This is a genomic window from Acinetobacter sp. UC24323 (assembly GCF_024151445.1).
Lineage (GTDB): Bacteria > Pseudomonadota > Gammaproteobacteria > Pseudomonadales > Moraxellaceae > Acinetobacter > Acinetobacter baumannii.
This window is the reverse complement of the sequence record NZ_JAHIBY010000005.1, coordinates 104,311-121,670: the sequence shown is the minus strand read 5'-3', so window position 1 is coordinate 121,670 and position 17,360 is coordinate 104,311. Positions and strand designations below refer to the sequence as shown.

Here is a 17,360-nt window from a genome sequence, read left to right as displayed (position 1 = left end):
TATATTGTATATGTGAGTGCGACACAACTCGACGTTTTTATTCATCATTATAAGACCAGTGATCTTCATAATGTTGATCATTATCCTGTTTAAACCGATTGATTTGTCGCCGATCTTTCTTGCTTGGTCTATGGTCAGGTCGTGCTAGATTATGCAATTTTCGTTGGGAAGCAATCAACTCCCGTCTTGCAATACTTACTTCTGTTTCTTCATAAAGTTGTTGTGCAACAGGGGCCGGTCCTCGGGTATTGGAGAGCGCTTTAACAACAACTGTTTTTTTATCGAAACCTTGTTGAACAACGAGCTCCATACCGACACGAATTTCTTTAGAAACTTTTACACGTTCATTATTGTGATGTACTTTACCCCCTTCAATTGCAGCTTTAGCAATAGAACGGGTTTTAAAAAAACGTGCTGCCCACAACCATTTGTCGACACGCATGGTTTCTACAGCATCGTCTTCACGCAATTTTGACATCATTATCCTTTCTATCAATTTGATTCAAAATAGACAGTAGCTCTGTAAGCTGACCTAGAGCTTTATACTCTAAATCTTGTGGCTGTCTTATACTCTTAAGACTTGAGGGCTGTAAGATAGTAAACAAGTGTCTTATACCAAATTTTTCTGCAGTTTTTAAAACAGGAAGAGTGTCATCTAAAAAAATAGTGCTTTCTGGCGCAAAATGATGCAAGCGTTGCAACTCTTTCCAGAATTGGATGTCTTCTTTTGCGTAACCAATTTGTTCGCTAGATACGATGACTTCAAAAAAATCTTGGATAGGAACGTTATCAAGCTTTAATTTTAGGCTTGCACAGTCAGCATTGGTGACTAGCCAACATTGATAATCTTGTGCTTTTAAAGCGCTGAGCAGCTCCATGCATCCTAGTCTCGCTTTAATTTTATGCTGAAATTCTTGCTGGAGCTTTAAAACATCCACGCCAGTTGTTTGTGTCCAGTAATTTGATGAGTACCAAGCAAGGGTATGTTTATGGCTGCGATAAAACTGGTTTAATATTTCTTGACTCTCAGTTAAAGATAGATGATGTGTTTCAGAATGTCTTTTAGGTAAGCATTCGTTCCAGATAAAGTCATCAAAAGCCAAATCTAGTAAAGTTCCATCCATGTCAAACAGCACTACCTTATTCATGTTGCGAACGCTCCAGCTTTAAATATACATGGAAGAAATTAGCTTAAGATTATAAACATTAAAGCCTCAAAAACAGATTGATTTGTTGTTATCTCATCATTTTAAAGTTCTAAAGATATTTTACTTTTGATATATTATTTCAATAATTAATGATAACGAGTGAATTAAAAAATGAAAAATTCTAATTTCTTTGTTGTTTTTATTGGCTCTATTTGTTTTACATTTAGTGCAAATACATTGGCACAAAATACAACTGCAGTTTTTTCACCTAAAAGAGGTGTAGTCTGTGATAAATATATTTGTGCGGATAAAAAGGGTGTTTCCAAAACCTTAACTAATCAATATTTAGGTGCGAAAAAAGCAAAACAAGCTTTTTCACAAGGTGACTTTGATACATCTGCTTTTACTTTTTCTAATGGTGTATTTTGTGATACCACTACTAAATTGTGCCATGTGAATAAATTTTTTGAAAATGGTCATAGAAGTAGAGTAGATAAAAAAATGACTGATAAAATTTTTAAAAATAGGTAGTTGTATGAGTTGTAAATTAGTTTTTTGATACTTTTTTGCGTTTCTATACTTTATATGAAATTATCATTATTTAAATATTATTAAAAGTTGGAATAAAAGTGGGATTATATACAATTAGATATGGTTATCGTAACAACAGTTTTTTTATTGCTTCAAACACGGCTGGGCAGTTTATTGTGATTGATGCATTAGGAGCAGATTTCCAAATTGGTCATCAAATTTCTTATGAAGGGAGCAAAATAATAAACGAAACATTAAATGATGAAACGGATGCAAAAGTTCATCTTGAGAGCAACGAAAAAGAAGCTTATGAGTATTTACGGACAATGAAATAATCATCTCGTTATTTTGATTTACATAGGATACGTATTGGCAAACATTTTATAAATTGAACTCTACTTATTTAAAGTTATATTAAAAATCATTTGAATAACAATTTAGAGTAGGCGATGAAAATTGGATTTATTGGAGGAGCCAATGATGGCATAGTGATCAATGCTGCCAATGGTATTGATACTTATAAACTTGAATGGCATTACAAGGCTGAGAAGCATTGTGAAGAACAGCCATCATTAGGGCTAAATGGCCCTGAATATGACTATTACAATTTATTAATTTTGAGAAAAAATAAAGAGGCAAAACTTTTCTACGTTTTAACTACCATGGACAAAGAAGATATTGCGGATAAGATTAATGAGTATTGGGAGTATTCCACCTCTGTAGGTTATGACTTTGATGAGTAGTAACCATTTTAACTCATTGAAATATTTTATTTATATCACTATTTAACTGAATTATAACTCAAGCTTAGGATGATATATTTCATAAAGAACATGCTTTTGTAAGGCATGTTCATCTGGAAGCTTGGGATGATTAAAGTATTTAATTTTGCGCATTCCTAGTCTTTCCATCACGGCTTGAGATGGCTTATTCACTGTTGCTGTGAAAGAAACCACTTTATCTTTATTGAGAATATTAAAGGCATAGTCCAATGCTGCTTTTGCTCCTTCAGTGGTATAACCTTTTTTCCAGTGTTCTGTAGCAATTCTCCATCCAATTTCAATGCAGGGAGAAAAATCAAATTGTTCTGGTTGGTTGTGTAAGCCAATAAAGCCTATAAATTCTTGAGTTTCTTTTAATTCTACCGCCCAAAATCCCCAGCCATTTTCATCAATAAGAGCTGATATTCTTTGAATTAAACTTATACTTTCAGTAGCAGATAAAAGCTTTGGGAAAAAACGCATAACATCTTCGTCTAAACCCATTTTGATAAATGGCTCTGAATCAGACTCTTTCCATTGTCTTAAGATTAAACGTTCAGTTTCGATCATAGTAAAAATTTTTTAACGAGAGTTTTTTTAATTTTAGCTAAATATTCTACAGCGGCTTTTGTATAATTTTCTGTAAGATAATTTTTGAGTTAATGCTTACCACACCTTTAATTTTATTGAGTGTATTAATAACAAAATGAGAAAAAGAGTTTAGATCTTTAGTGGCAACGTGCAGTACATAATTAGATTCACCTGTAATGATATAAGCATTGATGACTTCATCAAAATTCTTGATTTGGCTTAAAAAAAAGTTGTGGTCATTTTCGGTGAGTTGAGCAAGTTTTATTTCAACTATTGCCTCAATTTTTATACCTAATTTTTCATAATTAACTTTTGCTTGATATTTTTCAATGATTCCGTTGGTTTCTAAAATTTTAACGCGTCTGTGACAAGCAGATGCTGAAAGATTAACAAGATCAGCAAGTTCTTGGTTACTTAAACGGGCATTGTCTTGTAAATACTTCAAAATTTTTAGATCGATCGCATCTACATTCATTTTCGAATTTCATCCATATTTTTTAATTTTAATTAGAATTTTATACGAAAATAGCTATTTTTGATCAAATATTATCGAATAAATCGTACAAATTGACGTGATAAAATTCAAATACAAAGGAAATGTAGAAATAGGTGCAATATCAAATGATTACTCGTGAACAGTGTTTGTATTGGGATCAGGAAGATGAACTCAAAAAATTTAAAGATGAATTTGCATTGCCAGAAGGCGTCATTTATTTAGATGGTAACTCTTTAGGTGCTAGACCAAAGAAATCTTTGGCTGTCGCTCAGCATATTATTTCCCAAGAATGGGGAGAAGATCTGATCAATAGCTGGAATAAGGCAGACTGGTGGGGGCTACCAACACGGCTGGGTGACAAAGTCGCTAAACTGATTGGTGCGGAAAAAGGTGAAGTTGTTATTTCAGATTCAACTACACTGAACTTATTTAAAGTTTTATCTGCAGCGGTAAAAATTCAGGCTGATAAATTCCCTGAACACAAAATTATTGTGGCAGAAAAAGATGCTTTTCCAACAGATATTTACATTATTGAAGGTTTCATTGACTTAATTCAAAAGGGCTATCAGGTTGAATTAATTGATGGCGTAGAAGACTTATCTCGTGCTTTAGAGAAAGATGTTGCTGTAGTGGTACTTTCCCACGTGAATTACCGCACTGGTTATTTTTATGATATGGCATCTATTAATGAACAAATTCATTCTAAAGATGCTTTGGTGATTTGGGATTTATGCCACTCAGTCGGTGCGGTTCCTATGCACCTTAATCAAACTGATAGTGATTTTGCGATTGGTTGTACCTATAAATATTTAAATGGTGGCCCTGGTTCTCCTGCATTGCTCTGGGTCAATGAAAAGCACCGTGATCAGTTCTGGCAGCCTTTATCTGGTTGGTGGAGTCATAAAAAACCATTTGATATGGCACAGCATTATGAGCCAGCGAATAGTATCCGCCGATATTTATGTGGGACTCAGCCGGTTATTTCTATGAGTCTGATTGAATGCGGAGTGGATATTTTCCTGCATGCTGATATGCAAAAAATCCGTGAGAAATCGTTGAAATTAACAGATTTATTTATTCAATTGGTACATCAAGAATGTTCTGAATTCGGATTTGAGTTAATTACGCCTTTAGATCATAACCATCGTGGTAGTCATGTTAGTTATCGTCATGAATTCGGTTATGAAATTATTCAGGCACTTATTGCACGCGGTGTGATTGGTGATTATCGGGAACCTGCAGTCTTGAGATTTGGTATTACACCTTTGTATCTGGGCTTTGAAGATATTTGGAATGCAGTACAGCACTTAAAAGAAACCATGCTGAATAGTGAATGGAAAAACAAACAGTATTTAGTTCGTGGTGAAGTGACCTGATTTTAAGGAATCAAAATAAAACAAATGGCTAGGAGGGCCTATGAGTAGTTTTGATGAAATACAAAATAGAGAAGCTGGGCTGCATAAAAAGTTATCTGCAAAACAGATGGGGATGATTGCCATTGGTGGAGCAATTGGAACCGGATTGTTTATGGGAAGCAAATTTGCAATTAGCTTTGCAGGTCCCGCAGTCATAGTCAGCTATGCGATTGGTGGTTTAATTGCTTTTGCGCTTATGGCTTGTTTGGCTGAAATGACAGTTCAGCATCCTACTTCGGGCTCATTTGGTGCATATGCAGAACATTATATAAGTCCACTTGCTGGCTTCTTGGTTCGCTACTGTTACTGGGCTTGTATTGTGCTGGCTGTAGGTACAGAGATTACCGCCGTTGCTGATTATATGAAGCTCTGGTTCCCGAATGTAGGCTCTTGGGTCTGGATTGGATTTTTTTCACTGACCTTACTTGTTGTAAATGCCTATAGTGTTAAAGCTTTTGGACTAGTGGAATACTGGTTTTCCACAATTAAAGTTTTTGCCATTATTGTGTTTATTCTTTTGTCTATTGGTATCTTGACGCAAAGCAATCAGGGAATGACGCAAGTTATAACTCATTTATCAGGACATGGGGGCTTTTTTCCAAATGGTTTTAGTGGGGTATGGATTGGTGTCATTATTTCAATATTTAGTTATTTAAGTATAGAAATGATTGCTGTCGCGGCTGGCGAAGCTAAAGACCCGGAAAAGGCAGTTAAAAAAGCATTCAAAAGCACAGCACTTCGACTCATTTTGTTTTATTTATTGTCCTTATTCTTAATCGTTACTTTGGTGCCGTGGACTGTTTTGATTGGAGCAGATGCAACAAGCCCTTTTATTATGGTCATGAAGATTGTCGGTATCCCGTATGCGGATAGCATTTTAAACTTTATTGTAATTGTAGCTGCCTTATCAGCCATGAATAGCATGCTTTATATTTCAACTCGTATGCTGTTTAGCTTGTCACGTGCAGGTGATGCCCCAAAAGTCTTTGGTCGAATTAGTAGTAAGGGTGTACCGGTAAATGCGCTGTTGTTATCTGCGGTAGGGATTGGTATTGCTAGTATTGTTTATACGATTAATCCAGCTTCCGCATTTCCAATTATGATTGCGCTATCCATGTTTGGTGCGTTGTTCACGTGGGGAAGTATATTTGTGACTCATATGTTTTTTAGAAGACATATGGTTCAGCAAAATATACAACTAAAATTTAAAATTCCTGCTAGTCGATTTATCTCTTTGTTTGGGTTTATTGCGATTTTAAGCATTACAGTGACTACTTGGTTTACCAGTGAATTTAAGTCTACTTTACAATTTGGCGTACCTTTAGTTCTGGTTCTTATATTTTTCTATTATTTGAAACGTTCTACCGTAAAGTTAAATCTCAACTCTAGTGAAGAAACATTGAAGTGATTGGTATATGAGAAAGTATGACAATGCTATAACGGTAGAGAATGAAGGTGAAATACTAGCAGGCTTCCAATACAGAAGCTTGCTGAGTTATCAGGCCTATTATCATATAAAAGATATAAAGTACGGTTCAAAGAACCGATCAACTCTGGATTTTTTTCCTTTAGAACATGCCAATAAAACCGTAATTTTTATACATGGGGGATATTGGCAGTGGTGTGATAAATCGGACTTTGCCTTTATAGCGCCGTACATATTAGCAAAAGGAGCGCAGTGTGTACTTTTAGAATATGACTTGGCTCCTCAAAGTCATATTTCACAAATCGTTGCTCAAACTCAACAAGCGCTCGATTTTATCGCTGAACAAAATTGGAAAACAGAGGAAGTAGTATTGGTCGGCCATTCAGCAGGTGCTCATCTTGGTGCTTTATGTTTAAACCATCCGTTATTATCCAAGGCAACTTTATTAAGTGGGATTTATGATTTATTACCTATACAAGAGACTCATTTAAATCACGCTTTAAACTTATCGCAAGAGGATATTTTGAAATATAGTCCTATTCATCAGCAGGAACAGATCAATATTCCTTGTACGATTTTGTGTGGTGGGTTAGAACTTAGTGAATTAAAATGGCAAAGTCAAAATTATTTTGAGTATCGACTTAGTCAAGGTGACGATATGATTTCTTTTGAAATTATTCCTGAGATTAACCATTACTCTATTTTAGAGCACTATTTTAAATTTATATTTAAGTGAGAAACTAAGTTTGAGTTAGCCTTGGTAAACATAGGGTAAGTTGATTTAAATATTATAGAAGCAATAGGTGGTAGGAAAATCATGAAAAGTTATCTTATTTATAATATTAAGTTCAGCTAATAAAATATTTCAGTACAAGAGCAATCAGTATGATAAATAACCAAGTTAAACAACATATAAATTGATATATTGTTTTATTAAATTTAAATAAATATATTGATTTTTGCTTAATCAATAAGAAAATGTAGAGCTCATCACACTTCTTTGAGTTTTTTGCTGCTGTACACTATTTTAAGTTGACCTAAACTAATATCTCGATTAGATTAAAAAGATAGTGTTTTCTCTCTAATCGACAAACTGTTTAGCTGTTGCTTAGATGAGTTTATAGTCCGTAGCTTCCCAAGATGCGGACTTTTTTATTTTTGTACAATTCGTTAATGGTACAAAGATTCGCGCATTAAAAAGACAGTTAATAGTAAATTAGGTTCAATTCAAGTGAAAAATTTAAAGAAGTATTGTAAATATATCTTTAAAGGTATATATTTATATATGCATATACTGCGTCTGTAAAGTTGTTTGTTTTTTAATACCCACATATTTTTAAGATATGTGGGTATTTTTTATTAAAAATGTTTTTTTAAAAAATATTTTTAAACTGGCTAAGTTTTATATAAGGAGTTTATTTTAGTTAGATAAGAAAATTCAAAATAATTTGTTTCGCATAATTTATTTCTAATAAGCTTAATTAATAAAAAATAGGAAATATATATTTATACATTTATTGTACATATTAATCACAGTTAAAGAAATTGTTAATTTTTTATAGTTGTATGAACTTTTATATTTTGAAATAATTGTCTATAACCTGTTAATTATCATATTGTTATGGATATTTTGAAGTTTCTAAGAAGTTTTAATACTGTTGGTACTTACTTAGCAATGGCTACTATAGTTCTTATCATAATGGTTATTTTCTTTTATATTATTGAACCCAAATAGAGTGATATTTTAATTATAAAAAAATAAAATATTTAAATTATAAGTAGATGGATGTCACATTTTTCTATAAAAAAGTGGATTGATATTGTTTAACCTAAAAAATTATGAAAATATGGTTGGGGTTTAAAAGCAGATAAAACTCCTCAAAGTTCTCATCTAAAATTTTAATCCTGAAGTAAAAAGTTATTAATTATCATAAAAATACCTGAAATATAATATATGGAGATAGTCATGAATATTCGCCAAGTGTCTGCTATTTGTCTTTCAATAGCAGCTACTCACTTAGTGTATGCCGCTTCAAATGTTGCAAATCCTGTAAATGATTCTTCCCAAGCAAAAGGAATTATTAAAAATCAATATATTGTTATATTAAATAAGGATGCAGGTCCTTCTAAAGATTTCGCACAAAATATTGCTAAACAACATGCTGGTAAAGTTTTACAAAGCTACGATACTGTTCTTAAAGGTTTTGCAATTTATTTACCTGATACAGCAGGGACAGCATTTATTGAAGCGATGAAGAAGAACCCTCATGTACTTTCAGTAGAAAGCGATACAATAGTAAATATTGATGCAACTACTCAAAATAATCCAGATTGGGGGCTAGATCGTATAGACCAGAAAGCTTTACCATTAAATTCGGCTTATTCTTATTTACAGACCGGTTCAGGTACTACGGCTTATATCGTGGATACTGGTATATTATCTAGTCACCAAGAGTTTTCAGGACGTGTGTTAAGCGGTTATACCGCAATATCTGATGGCAATGGTACAACCGACTGTAATGGACATGGGACCCATGTTGCTGGAACAGTAGGTGGTACGACCTATGGTGTTGCCAAAAATGTCAATTTAGTTCCAATCCGGATTTTGGGGTGTGACGGGTCAGGGGCCTCAAGTAATGTTATTGCTGGTTTAGACTGGATATTGAAAAATGGTAAAAAACCTGCAGTTGTAAATATGTCTTTAGGTGGGGCGACAAGTTCTTCTTTAGATAGTGCAGTGGAAAATTTATATAATAATGGTTATGTCATGGTCGTAGCCGCTGGCAATTCAAATACAGATGCATGTACATCTTCTCCAGCAAGAGTAAGTAAAGCCATTACAGTGGCTGCTACAGATAATACAGATACTCGAGCCAGCTATTCTAATTATGGAAGCTGTGTTGATATTTTTGCACCGGGTAGTCAAATTAATTCTTCTTGGATTGGAAGTAATACAGCTACCAAGATATTAAATGGTACTTCAATGGCAACCCCGCATGTTGCTGGTGTAGTTGCTGAAATGCTTCAAAGTACACCTACGGCTTCACCTCAAACGATCTCTACCAATCTTTTAAATCAAGCGAGCAGTAATGTAGTAAAAAACCCTTCAGGTAGCCCAAACCGCTTGTTATATAAATCTCCTTAATAAAAATATAATTCTCTATGATTGAAAAGGTCCCAAAGGACCTTTTTTAAATTTTTGCATGTGTACCATACTTGTCAATCATGATTGAACTGGCTTCATTTAAACCACGTACAGTAACTTGTATGCCATTCTTTTGGAACTTTTCTACTGCTGAATCAAGCATTGCAACCGAAGTGACATCCCATATATGTGAATGAGTCAGATCAATAATGACTTCTTTTACGTCTTCTTTAAAGTTAAAGCCTTGCATGAATCTATCTGAAGAACTAAAAAAGATTTGTCCTCTTAAATCATATAAACGAGCGTTGCCTTCTAATGAACTTATTACCTGTATATCATTTTCAAGTTTATTGGCTAAGAAAAGCGCGGAAAGTAGTACACCCGTCAATACGCCTAATGCTAGATTGTGAGTAGCTACAACTACAACAACCGTTGCAATCATAACGGTATTGCTACTTTTAGGATTAGTTTTAAATTGGGTAAGTGAACGCCACTCAAAAGTACTTATTGATACCATAATCATGACAGCAACAAGCGCAGCCATAGGAATAACTTTCAACCAATCACTTAAAAATACTACTAAGATCAGCAAGAATGTGCCTGCGCATAATGTAGATAACCGTGTGCGACCACCTGATTTAACATTAATCATTGATTGCCCAATCATGGCACATCCAGCCATCCCACCCATAAAACCCGAGGCAATATTGGCAATACCTTGACCTTTACATTCCTTAAATTTATTACTCGGGCTATCCGTCATTTCATCAACAATTGTGGCTGTCATCATCGACTCAAGTAAGCCAACTGCAGCTAACGCCAATGAATAAGGAAGAATGATAAGAAGTGTATCTAAATTAAGAGGAATATCTGGAATTAAAAAAATAGGTAGAGTATTTGGTAATGCTCCCATATCGCCAACTGTTCGCACATCAAGGCCTAAAAAGAAGGCAAGTAATGTGACTATAACAATACATATAAGGGGAGATGGAAAAATTTTTCCAAGCTTTGGTACATAAGGGAATAGATAAATAATTGCTAAACCAATAGCGACTAATAGATAGACGTACCAACTTACATTGACTAGTTCTGGAAGCTGGGCCATAAAAATGAGTATGGCGAGAGCATTTACAAAACCAATCACAACCGATTTAGAGACAAAGCGCATGAGCTTAGCAAGCTTAAGATATCCTACTATAATTTGTATGACACCCGTCAAAATAGTAGCTGCGAATAAATACTGAAGACCATGTTCTTTCACTAGGGTCGTCATGACTAAGGCCATAGCACCCGTTGCTGCCGAAATCATGGCAGGACGGCCACCTACAAAAGAAATAATAACCGCAATACAAAAAGATGCATATAAACCGATTTGGGGATCTACACCTGCAATAATTGAAAAGGCAATCGCCTCTGGAATTAAAGCCAGACCAACAACAAGCCCAGAAAGAATATCTGCACGGACATTAGAGAACCATTGTTCTCGAAGATTCATTAACATGGAAATAGCCTAGAATTTTAAATTTTAGAAAGGCTAGTGATGTGATATACCAACACACAAGCGACTACACCACATCACTAGACAGTGATGAGTTATTTACAAGGGAGAAGGGTAAATAAACTTAAGGTGGCGTAAGTGTCATGGATAATGAAAATTTGAAGTTTTAAAGAGGTGCGAAGGATAACATAAGTTTTTAGGGGGAGCCATTTAAGCTTGCTACTTTCACTTATTAGGCATCTAACTATTTTTTGATTTGTTCATTTCTGCTTTAGGCAGAGACGTAAATTCATTTAATGGCATATCTAAGAAAAAGTCAGGAGCGTCAGTGTGTTTGCAGTTTAACCAATCGTTTCTAAGATGGTCAGGTATTACAATAATTGAACGTTTTTCATCGTCAGGTTTATGAAACTGTTTCATAAAAGAATGTCGATCTGCATTGATTGTTAATAGCGACATTGTTCTAACTTTCTGTTCATCAATTATGGTTTCTTCATAAATTGCTGCAAGCGTAAATGGCTTTCCATCTTGACGAAAGATGCCATACCAATGTGCTTTACCATTGATATATTTCGGTTCATAAATAGCTTCAACAGGAACTAGGCCAAATTGATCATTTGACCAGGCATGTTTAAATGAACGTTTGTGATCAACCGTTTCAGTTCTTGCATTATAAGTTGCATATTTAAATGAAACTTCTTTCGCATATGGTGGCAACATTCCAAATTTAACTTTTCGCCATTCCCATTCATTTTGATGAGATAAGATTATTGGGCAATCATCACTTGGATAGACATCTGATTTGTAATCAAAGGTGGGTTCAAGTAAGTCTAATTGATAAGAATGCTCTCTCTTAAGGGGTTTAAAATTTGCACACATAACGAAATTCGATTTGTAAGGATACTTAACCTTTAGCTTGGATCTTTTAACTATGTGATATGTATATTTTTATAGATTGAATTGTCTATTTGAGTATTAAATTTTACTTTTCAATTACTTTGTTAAAGCTTTCTTTCAAATTATTTATCTTAAAAATGAGATCAATGATTTATATGGCAACTTATAAAATATTCATTTGTTTTGAATAGCTACTTTTATGCAACAGAGCCTTGCAGAAATTTGGATTTTAATAAATGAGCTAATCATCATAATACAAAAGATATAGAGAACGTATACAAACCAATGTTTTCAGCGGTTTAAGTAACTCTTTAGAAAACTTTATAAGGTGGAACTATGAATAAACATTTATTAGCAAAAATCACTCTTCTAGGTGCTGCACAACTATTTACGTTTCATACGGCATTTGCAGATATACCTCTGACACCTGCTCAATTCGCAAAAGCGAAAACAGAAAATTTTGATAAAAAAGTGATTCTCTCCAACTTAAATAAACCACATGCTTTGTTATGGGGGCCAGATAATCAAATTTGGTTAACCGAACGTGCGACTGGTAAAATTTTAAGAGTAAATCCTGAATCTGGTAGCGCGAAAACAGTATTTCAGGTTCCTGAAATTGTGAGTGATGCTGATGGGCAAAATGGTTTGTTAGGTTTTGCTTTTCATCCTGACTTTAAACATAACCCTTATATCTATATTTCAGGCACTTTTAAAAATCCAAAATCTACAGATAAAGAGTTACCTAATCAGACGATTATTCGTAGATATACCTATAATAAAACTACAGATACATTTGAAAAGCCTATTGATTTGATTGCAGGTTTACCGTCATCAAAAGATCATCAGTCTGGTCGTCTCGTTATTGGTCCAGACCAAAAAATCTACTATACGATTGGTGACCAAGGTCGTAATCAGTTAGCTTATCTGTTCTTACCGAATCAGGCACAGCATACTCCGACTCAGCAAGAGCTCAATAGTAAAGACTACCATACATATATGGGTAAAGTATTACGCTTAAATCTGGACGGCAGTATACCTAAAGACAACCCAAGCTTTAACGGCGTAGTGAGTCATATCTACACTTTAGGGCACCGTAATCCACAAGGTTTAGCTTTTGCTCCAAATGGAAAGCTTTTACAATCTGAGCAAGGGCCAAATTCTGATGATGAAATTAACCTTGTATTAAAAGGTGGTAACTATGGCTGGCCAAATGTAGCTGGTTATAAAGATGACAGTGGTTATGCCTATGCAAACTATTCGGCAGCAACCAATAAATCACAAATTAAAGATTTAGCTCAAAACGGGATAAAAGTAGCAACAGGTGTTCCTGTGACTAAAGAGTCTGAATGGACTGGTAAAAACTTTGTGCCACCTTTGAAAACTTTATATACGGTACAAGATACCTATAACTATAATGACCCTACTTGTGGTGAGATGGCATATATTTGTTGGCCAACGGTTGCACCGTCATCGGCATATGTATATACGGGAGGCAAAAAAGCGATTCCAGGGTGGGAAAATACATTATTGGTCCCATCTTTAAAACGTGGGGTGATTTTCCGTATTAAATTGGACCCGACATATAGCACGACTTTGGATGATGCTATCCCAATGTTTAAAAGCAATAATCGTTATCGTGATGTCATCGCTAGTCCAGAAGGTAATACCTTATATGTGCTGACTGATACAGCGGGAAATGTACAAAAAGATGATGGTTCAGTCACTCATACTTTAGAGAATCCCGGTTCTCTCATTAAATTTACATATAACGGTAAGTAACTTATTTCAAAAAACCCAGCTATATAGCTGGGTTTTTTATATAAAGGTTTAGATTTATTCAGTTACGACCAATACTGGCACATGAATTTCTCCTAAGAGTGCTTGAGTTACACTTCCTAAGAAGAACTTTTTAAAACCTTTTCGCCCATGAGAACCAATCACTAATAAATCAGCTTTTAGCTCAGTTGCTGCTTTGATGATTTCTGTATGAATTGTTTGACCTTCAACAATTTTGGTTTCAACAGAAATTCCATGTTGGCTAAATTGTTCTTTAGCTTGATCTAAAATGCTCTGAATCGAAGCTCTCGCTTTATTAAAATAATCTTGCGCAATTTCTGTACTATCAATAATTTCAACTGAAATAAATGGATCAATAGTGAGCGCATATACCAAAGTAACTTTACTACTAAAGGCTTTAGCAAGACTTGCAGCATGATTAACAGCAATAAGTGAAGTAGGAGAACCATCGACCGGAACTAAAATATGGTGATAACTCATATATTGCTCCTTATTGTCTTGTGACAATATTTATTGTTGAAGAACCTAAACTTGTTATCGTTATGGTTATATTATCGCCAATTTTATAATTTTTATTGTTTGTTTTTAGTGTGTAAGGTAAATGACTAATTCATAGAATAGTGACTTTCTAGATAAGCCTGACCCTGTTTAAGAATAGAGATCACCTGATTAGCATCAATAGCTGATTCAAATAAAAAACCTTGCCCTATGTTGTATCCAAATTGAAGAAGTAATTCTTCTTGTTCTGGTGTTTCAATACCTTCTGCAATTAATCCGAGTGAGAGATTTGGAGCAAGTAAGCCAATTGCCTGAACAATTGCATAAATGGATGGATCATGTTGCATCTTTTGTATAAAGCTACAATCAACTTTTAAGCAATCAATTGGATAGTCTCTTATATGTGTTAAAGAAGAGAAACCTGTTCCGAAGTCATCTAAAGCAATGCGTACTCCATGCTGTTTTAGTTTATTGAGTGCGCGAATAACATATTCAGAACCACGGTCACCCAGCATATGTTCAGTAACTTCTATCTCAATTAAATGGGTAGGAATTTCGAGTTGATTAATCTTTTTTAATAAACGTTCAGCATAGTTATCTCTTAAAAACTCAACCGGCGCGGCATTTAGAGAAACAGGAAGCGGCTCAAAACCTAATTTTATCCATTTAGCAATATCATGCAAAACTTGTTGTTGCATGATTTCACCAATTTTACTGGCTAAATCGTAGTCTTTAAACGCTTCAGCAATCTGAGAAGGCAAACCTCTTTGGGCCGAAGTCGTATGCCAGCGGAGTAATGCTTCAAAGCCCACTACAGCATGAGTTTTTAGATCGACTTTGGGTTGATAGTAGGGCTGAATGGTATGATGACGAATAAGCTGGCGAGCAATGTTGAGTTGAGAGGCGATTGCCTCGGTTAACTGCATCATACTTGGGTTATACATACGTATGCCGCCACGACCACGGGCTTTTAAGTCATGTAATGCCATATCGGCACAACTTAATAAGCTCGATTGATCAACTGCATCTTGAGGATAAATGGCGCAGCCGATGCTCATGCCGCCGTTGAGCACATTCCCAGCATATGTAATGGGTTGATTGAGTTGTTGAAGCAATACTTCAGCAAGTTCACGAACATCATTCTCATTTTCTAAATGGCTAACAATAACTGCAAACTCATCACCACCTAATCTGGCAACTGAACATCTTTCAGGGTCTACGCACTGATTAAAACGTTTAGAAAGTATTTTTAATAAGTGGTCACCAGCACTATGACCTATAGTGTCATTAATATGCTTGAAATGATCTAGATCAATTAAAAGTAGCCCTACACTAGTTTGGGTTTCTCTTGAGTAGGCTAGGGTGCGTTTTAGTTGTAGCTTAAATGAACGTCTATTAAATAATCCTGTGAGTTCATCTCTCTCGCTAATATCTCTTAGACGGTTTTCGGTAAGATACTGTTGAGTGACATTTCGCGAAACACATAATATTTGAATAATTTCGCCGTTTGTATGTTGAATTGGGGTAAGCATGTTATCCCAATATTCTGGATCTTGATTTGGTAGGCAACTCATGCCAGCGAATCGGGCCACTTTACCCTGTAAGGCTTTTTTTAAGGCAACTCTTCCGCGTTTACGAATATGGGGTGGTAAAAGATCTAACCATCGCATACCGAATTTTTTTTCATCTACAGGTATACCTAATGCAAGGCATCCTGATTTATTCATATGAGATACAGTGCCATCTGTATTTAAAACCTTAATACAATCGACACTGATATCGAGCATTTGATTTTGTATATCGATATCTTTTCGTAAGCTTTGCTGCTCTTGTATATCTTGGTCAATATCTAGAAAACTAATAAACCATTCATTTTCTTGAGAAGATTCATGGTATTTCGACAATTGAATAGAAATTTTACACCATCGATAATAATGGGTTTTATGCAAAAGACGGCATTTAAATTCAATTCTTGATCGGAGTCGTATCGCATCTAACCATTTGTTTTTAACTTCTTCTAAATCGGCAGGGTACACGAAATCTAGCCATTGTTGAAACAATGGAGGAGAAGTATCGCGCCAGTACTTTGTACACTCCGTATTGCAGTATAAAATTAAGCCTTTTTCATCACTGACCCAAGTCGGTAAAGGAAACTGCTCAACAATAAAATGCTTTTGGGTAGTGTTCGACATTGAAGTCATAACATGCCTAAAACTGCTGAAGAGTTAAACTATTTATAAACTGTATTGTAATAGTTGTGTCGTCACCACAAAAGCTATAAAAAATTAATATTTGATGTTTTTTTCGTCTCGAATAAAGGTTTTTTTTTAAATAAAAATTTTATTAATCCTCTATGCATATGTTATTTATTAACTTTTAATCTCCTAAAGATTATGAAATGTAGAATTTTAACTTGAAAAAATTATGCGTATTTTTGTAAAAAACTTGTTAAAACAGTTGTTTATAAAATTCAAATAGAGTTTTTTATAAAAAATTCATACATCAAAAACATTTTAACTCGTGAAGAGTTAATTAATTTAAATATTTATGAGAAAAAATTTATAAAGAAAAAGTATTTAAGTTATTAGAGGTTAATACAATAAATACTATTAACTTTACAAAAGTAATATAAAATAAGGTCTTATATTATCGTAGAATTCTTTTCATCAAAAAGGATATATAATTCCTTTTTGTGCATTTTATAGCCTACATTTTCCCCAAGATGTAGGTTTTTTTTATGTCAAAATTTTATTATTTTAATTTTATTTAACTTATTAAATTATAAATAAAAAAAGCCATGGAGGCTTTTTATACGGTTTCCGGTTTTTTCAACTGTTGTTGAATGTAGAGGTTCATATAATACTGCTCTATATAATCGTCAGCATAATTGTTAGCTAATGTCTTAGTAGCTACCTGTTCATGCTTGCTGTAACAGTTAGTTTCTAAATCTTTTTCAAGTACCCACCATTGACGGTTAATACGACGTACTTGAAACTTATCACTCTTATATTTTCTTTTAGCCATTTTTTCCTAAAATTACGTTAGAGATATTAAGAGAGAGTTTCTACTGGAGTTGAAGGAACAAGTCAACAAGCATAGTGTTTAATTGATTACTTTATGAAGTCTATATTCCTGTAAACATAAGAGAAAATAATAA

At 34.3% G+C, this 17,360-nt stretch carries 18 protein-coding genes; 9 read left to right on the top strand and 9 right to left on the bottom strand.

The window, feature by feature from the left end:
* Nucleotides 1-37 precede the first annotated feature (37 nt).
* Together KNQ97_RS08715 and KNQ97_RS08710 are read right to left on the bottom strand one after the other, a co-directional pair.
* Complete coding sequence (locus tag KNQ97_RS08715) at nucleotides 38-478, bottom strand: RNA-binding S4 domain-containing protein (protein WP_000040959.1); 441 nt, start codon at nucleotides 476-478, stop codon at nucleotides 38-40.
* Entirely contained in the window at nucleotides 462-1,148 is a 687-nt protein-coding gene (locus KNQ97_RS08710) for an HAD-IA family hydrolase (RefSeq protein ID WP_253612102.1), read from the bottom strand. The genes KNQ97_RS08715 and KNQ97_RS08710 overlap by 17 nt, the downstream gene beginning before the upstream one ends.
* Before the next feature lie 171 nt (nucleotides 1,149-1,319).
* On the opposite strand from KNQ97_RS08710, the gene KNQ97_RS08705 reads away from it, so the two are divergent.
* The 3 genes from KNQ97_RS08705 to KNQ97_RS08695 all read left to right on the top strand — a co-directional run bounded on the left by KNQ97_RS08705 (nucleotide 1,320) and on the right by KNQ97_RS08695 (nucleotide 2,422).
* Entirely contained in the window at nucleotides 1,320-1,679 is a 360-nt protein-coding gene (locus tag KNQ97_RS08705) for a YcgJ family protein (RefSeq protein ID WP_000798366.1), read from the top strand.
* A 98-nt stretch (nucleotides 1,680-1,777) separates the two neighbouring features.
* Nucleotides 1,778-2,014: a hypothetical protein gene (locus KNQ97_RS08700; RefSeq protein WP_000525041.1), complete on the top strand. Its 237-nt coding sequence runs from the start codon at nucleotides 1,778-1,780 to the stop codon at nucleotides 2,012-2,014.
* 114 nt (nucleotides 2,015-2,128) lie between these two features.
* Nucleotides 2,129-2,422: a hypothetical protein gene (locus tag KNQ97_RS08695; protein WP_000689660.1), complete on the top strand. Its 294-nt coding sequence runs from the start codon at nucleotides 2,129-2,131 to the stop codon at nucleotides 2,420-2,422.
* 51 nt (nucleotides 2,423-2,473) lie between these two features.
* On the opposite strand, the gene KNQ97_RS08690 is transcribed toward KNQ97_RS08695, so the two are convergent.
* Both KNQ97_RS08690 and gigD read right to left on the bottom strand, forming a co-directional pair.
* Nucleotides 2,474-3,010 (bottom strand): GNAT family N-acetyltransferase, encoded by a 537-nt coding sequence (locus tag KNQ97_RS08690; RefSeq protein WP_253612100.1) that lies wholly within the window; start codon nucleotides 3,008-3,010, stop codon nucleotides 2,474-2,476.
* Between the two features lie 46 nt (nucleotides 3,011-3,056).
* Entirely contained in the window at nucleotides 3,057-3,506 is a 450-nt protein-coding gene (gigD, locus tag KNQ97_RS08685; protein ID WP_001099948.1) for an Lrp/AsnC family transcriptional regulator GigD, read from the bottom strand.
* Nucleotides 3,507-3,652: 146 nt separating this feature from the next.
* On the opposite strand from gigD, the gene kynU reads away from it, so the two are divergent.
* From kynU to KNQ97_RS08660, 5 genes are all read left to right on the top strand, one after another.
* Entirely contained in the window at nucleotides 3,653-4,903 is a 1,251-nt protein-coding gene (gene kynU, locus KNQ97_RS08680; RefSeq protein ID WP_253612098.1) for a kynureninase, read from the top strand.
* A gap of 40 nt (nucleotides 4,904-4,943) precedes the next feature.
* Nucleotides 4,944-6,350: an amino acid permease gene (locus tag KNQ97_RS08675; RefSeq protein WP_031977533.1), complete on the top strand. Its 1,407-nt coding sequence runs from the start codon at nucleotides 4,944-4,946 to the stop codon at nucleotides 6,348-6,350.
* Nucleotides 6,351-6,357: 7 nt separating this feature from the next.
* Nucleotides 6,358-7,104 carry an alpha/beta hydrolase gene (locus tag KNQ97_RS08670; protein WP_253612096.1) on the top strand — a complete coding sequence of 249 codons (747 nt, stop codon included), beginning with the start codon at nucleotides 6,358-6,360 and terminating at the stop codon, nucleotides 7,102-7,104.
* A gap of 885 nt (nucleotides 7,105-7,989) precedes the next feature.
* Nucleotides 7,990-8,103, top strand: coding sequence for a hypothetical protein (locus tag KNQ97_RS08665; protein ID WP_085916944.1), 114 nt, complete (start codon nucleotides 7,990-7,992; stop codon nucleotides 8,101-8,103).
* 231 nt (nucleotides 8,104-8,334) lie between these two features.
* Nucleotides 8,335-9,513, top strand: a complete 1,179-nt coding sequence (locus tag KNQ97_RS08660; protein WP_072689894.1) for a S8 family peptidase — start codon at nucleotides 8,335-8,337, stop codon at nucleotides 9,511-9,513.
* Nucleotides 9,514-9,559: 46 nt separating this feature from the next.
* On the opposite strand, the gene KNQ97_RS08655 is transcribed toward KNQ97_RS08660, so the two are convergent.
* Entirely contained in the window at nucleotides 9,560-11,014 is a 1,455-nt protein-coding gene (locus tag KNQ97_RS08655; RefSeq protein ID WP_253612094.1) for a SulP family inorganic anion transporter, read from the bottom strand.
* Nucleotides 11,015-11,251: 237 nt separating this feature from the next.
* A complete protein-coding gene (locus KNQ97_RS08650; protein WP_000332547.1) occupies nucleotides 11,252-11,890 on the bottom strand; it encodes an SOS response-associated peptidase family protein in 639 nt (212 codons plus the stop codon).
* Nucleotides 11,891-12,244: 354 nt separating this feature from the next.
* On the opposite strand from KNQ97_RS08650, the gene KNQ97_RS08645 reads away from it, so the two are divergent.
* Nucleotides 12,245-13,687, top strand: coding sequence for a glucose/sorbosone family PQQ-dependent dehydrogenase (locus KNQ97_RS08645; RefSeq protein WP_001032857.1), 1,443 nt, complete (start codon nucleotides 12,245-12,247; stop codon nucleotides 13,685-13,687).
* A 54-nt stretch (nucleotides 13,688-13,741) separates the two neighbouring features.
* Here KNQ97_RS08645 and KNQ97_RS08640 read toward each other — a convergent pair whose 3' ends face one another.
* The 3 genes from KNQ97_RS08640 to KNQ97_RS08630 all read right to left on the bottom strand — a co-directional run bounded on the left by KNQ97_RS08640 (nucleotide 13,742) and on the right by KNQ97_RS08630 (nucleotide 17,227).
* The gene (locus KNQ97_RS08640) at nucleotides 13,742-14,185 is read right to left on the bottom strand and encodes a universal stress protein (protein WP_000120225.1); all 444 of its coding nucleotides are present in this window, start codon (nucleotides 14,183-14,185) and stop codon (nucleotides 13,742-13,744) included.
* A gap of 125 nt (nucleotides 14,186-14,310) precedes the next feature.
* Nucleotides 14,311-16,404 (bottom strand): GGDEF domain-containing protein, encoded by a 2,094-nt coding sequence (locus KNQ97_RS08635; RefSeq protein WP_000203149.1) that lies wholly within the window; start codon nucleotides 16,402-16,404, stop codon nucleotides 14,311-14,313.
* Between the two features lie 607 nt (nucleotides 16,405-17,011).
* Complete coding sequence (locus KNQ97_RS08630; protein ID WP_001129188.1) at nucleotides 17,012-17,227, bottom strand: hypothetical protein; 216 nt, start codon at nucleotides 17,225-17,227, stop codon at nucleotides 17,012-17,014.
* Nucleotides 17,228-17,360: the final 133 nt, after the last annotated feature.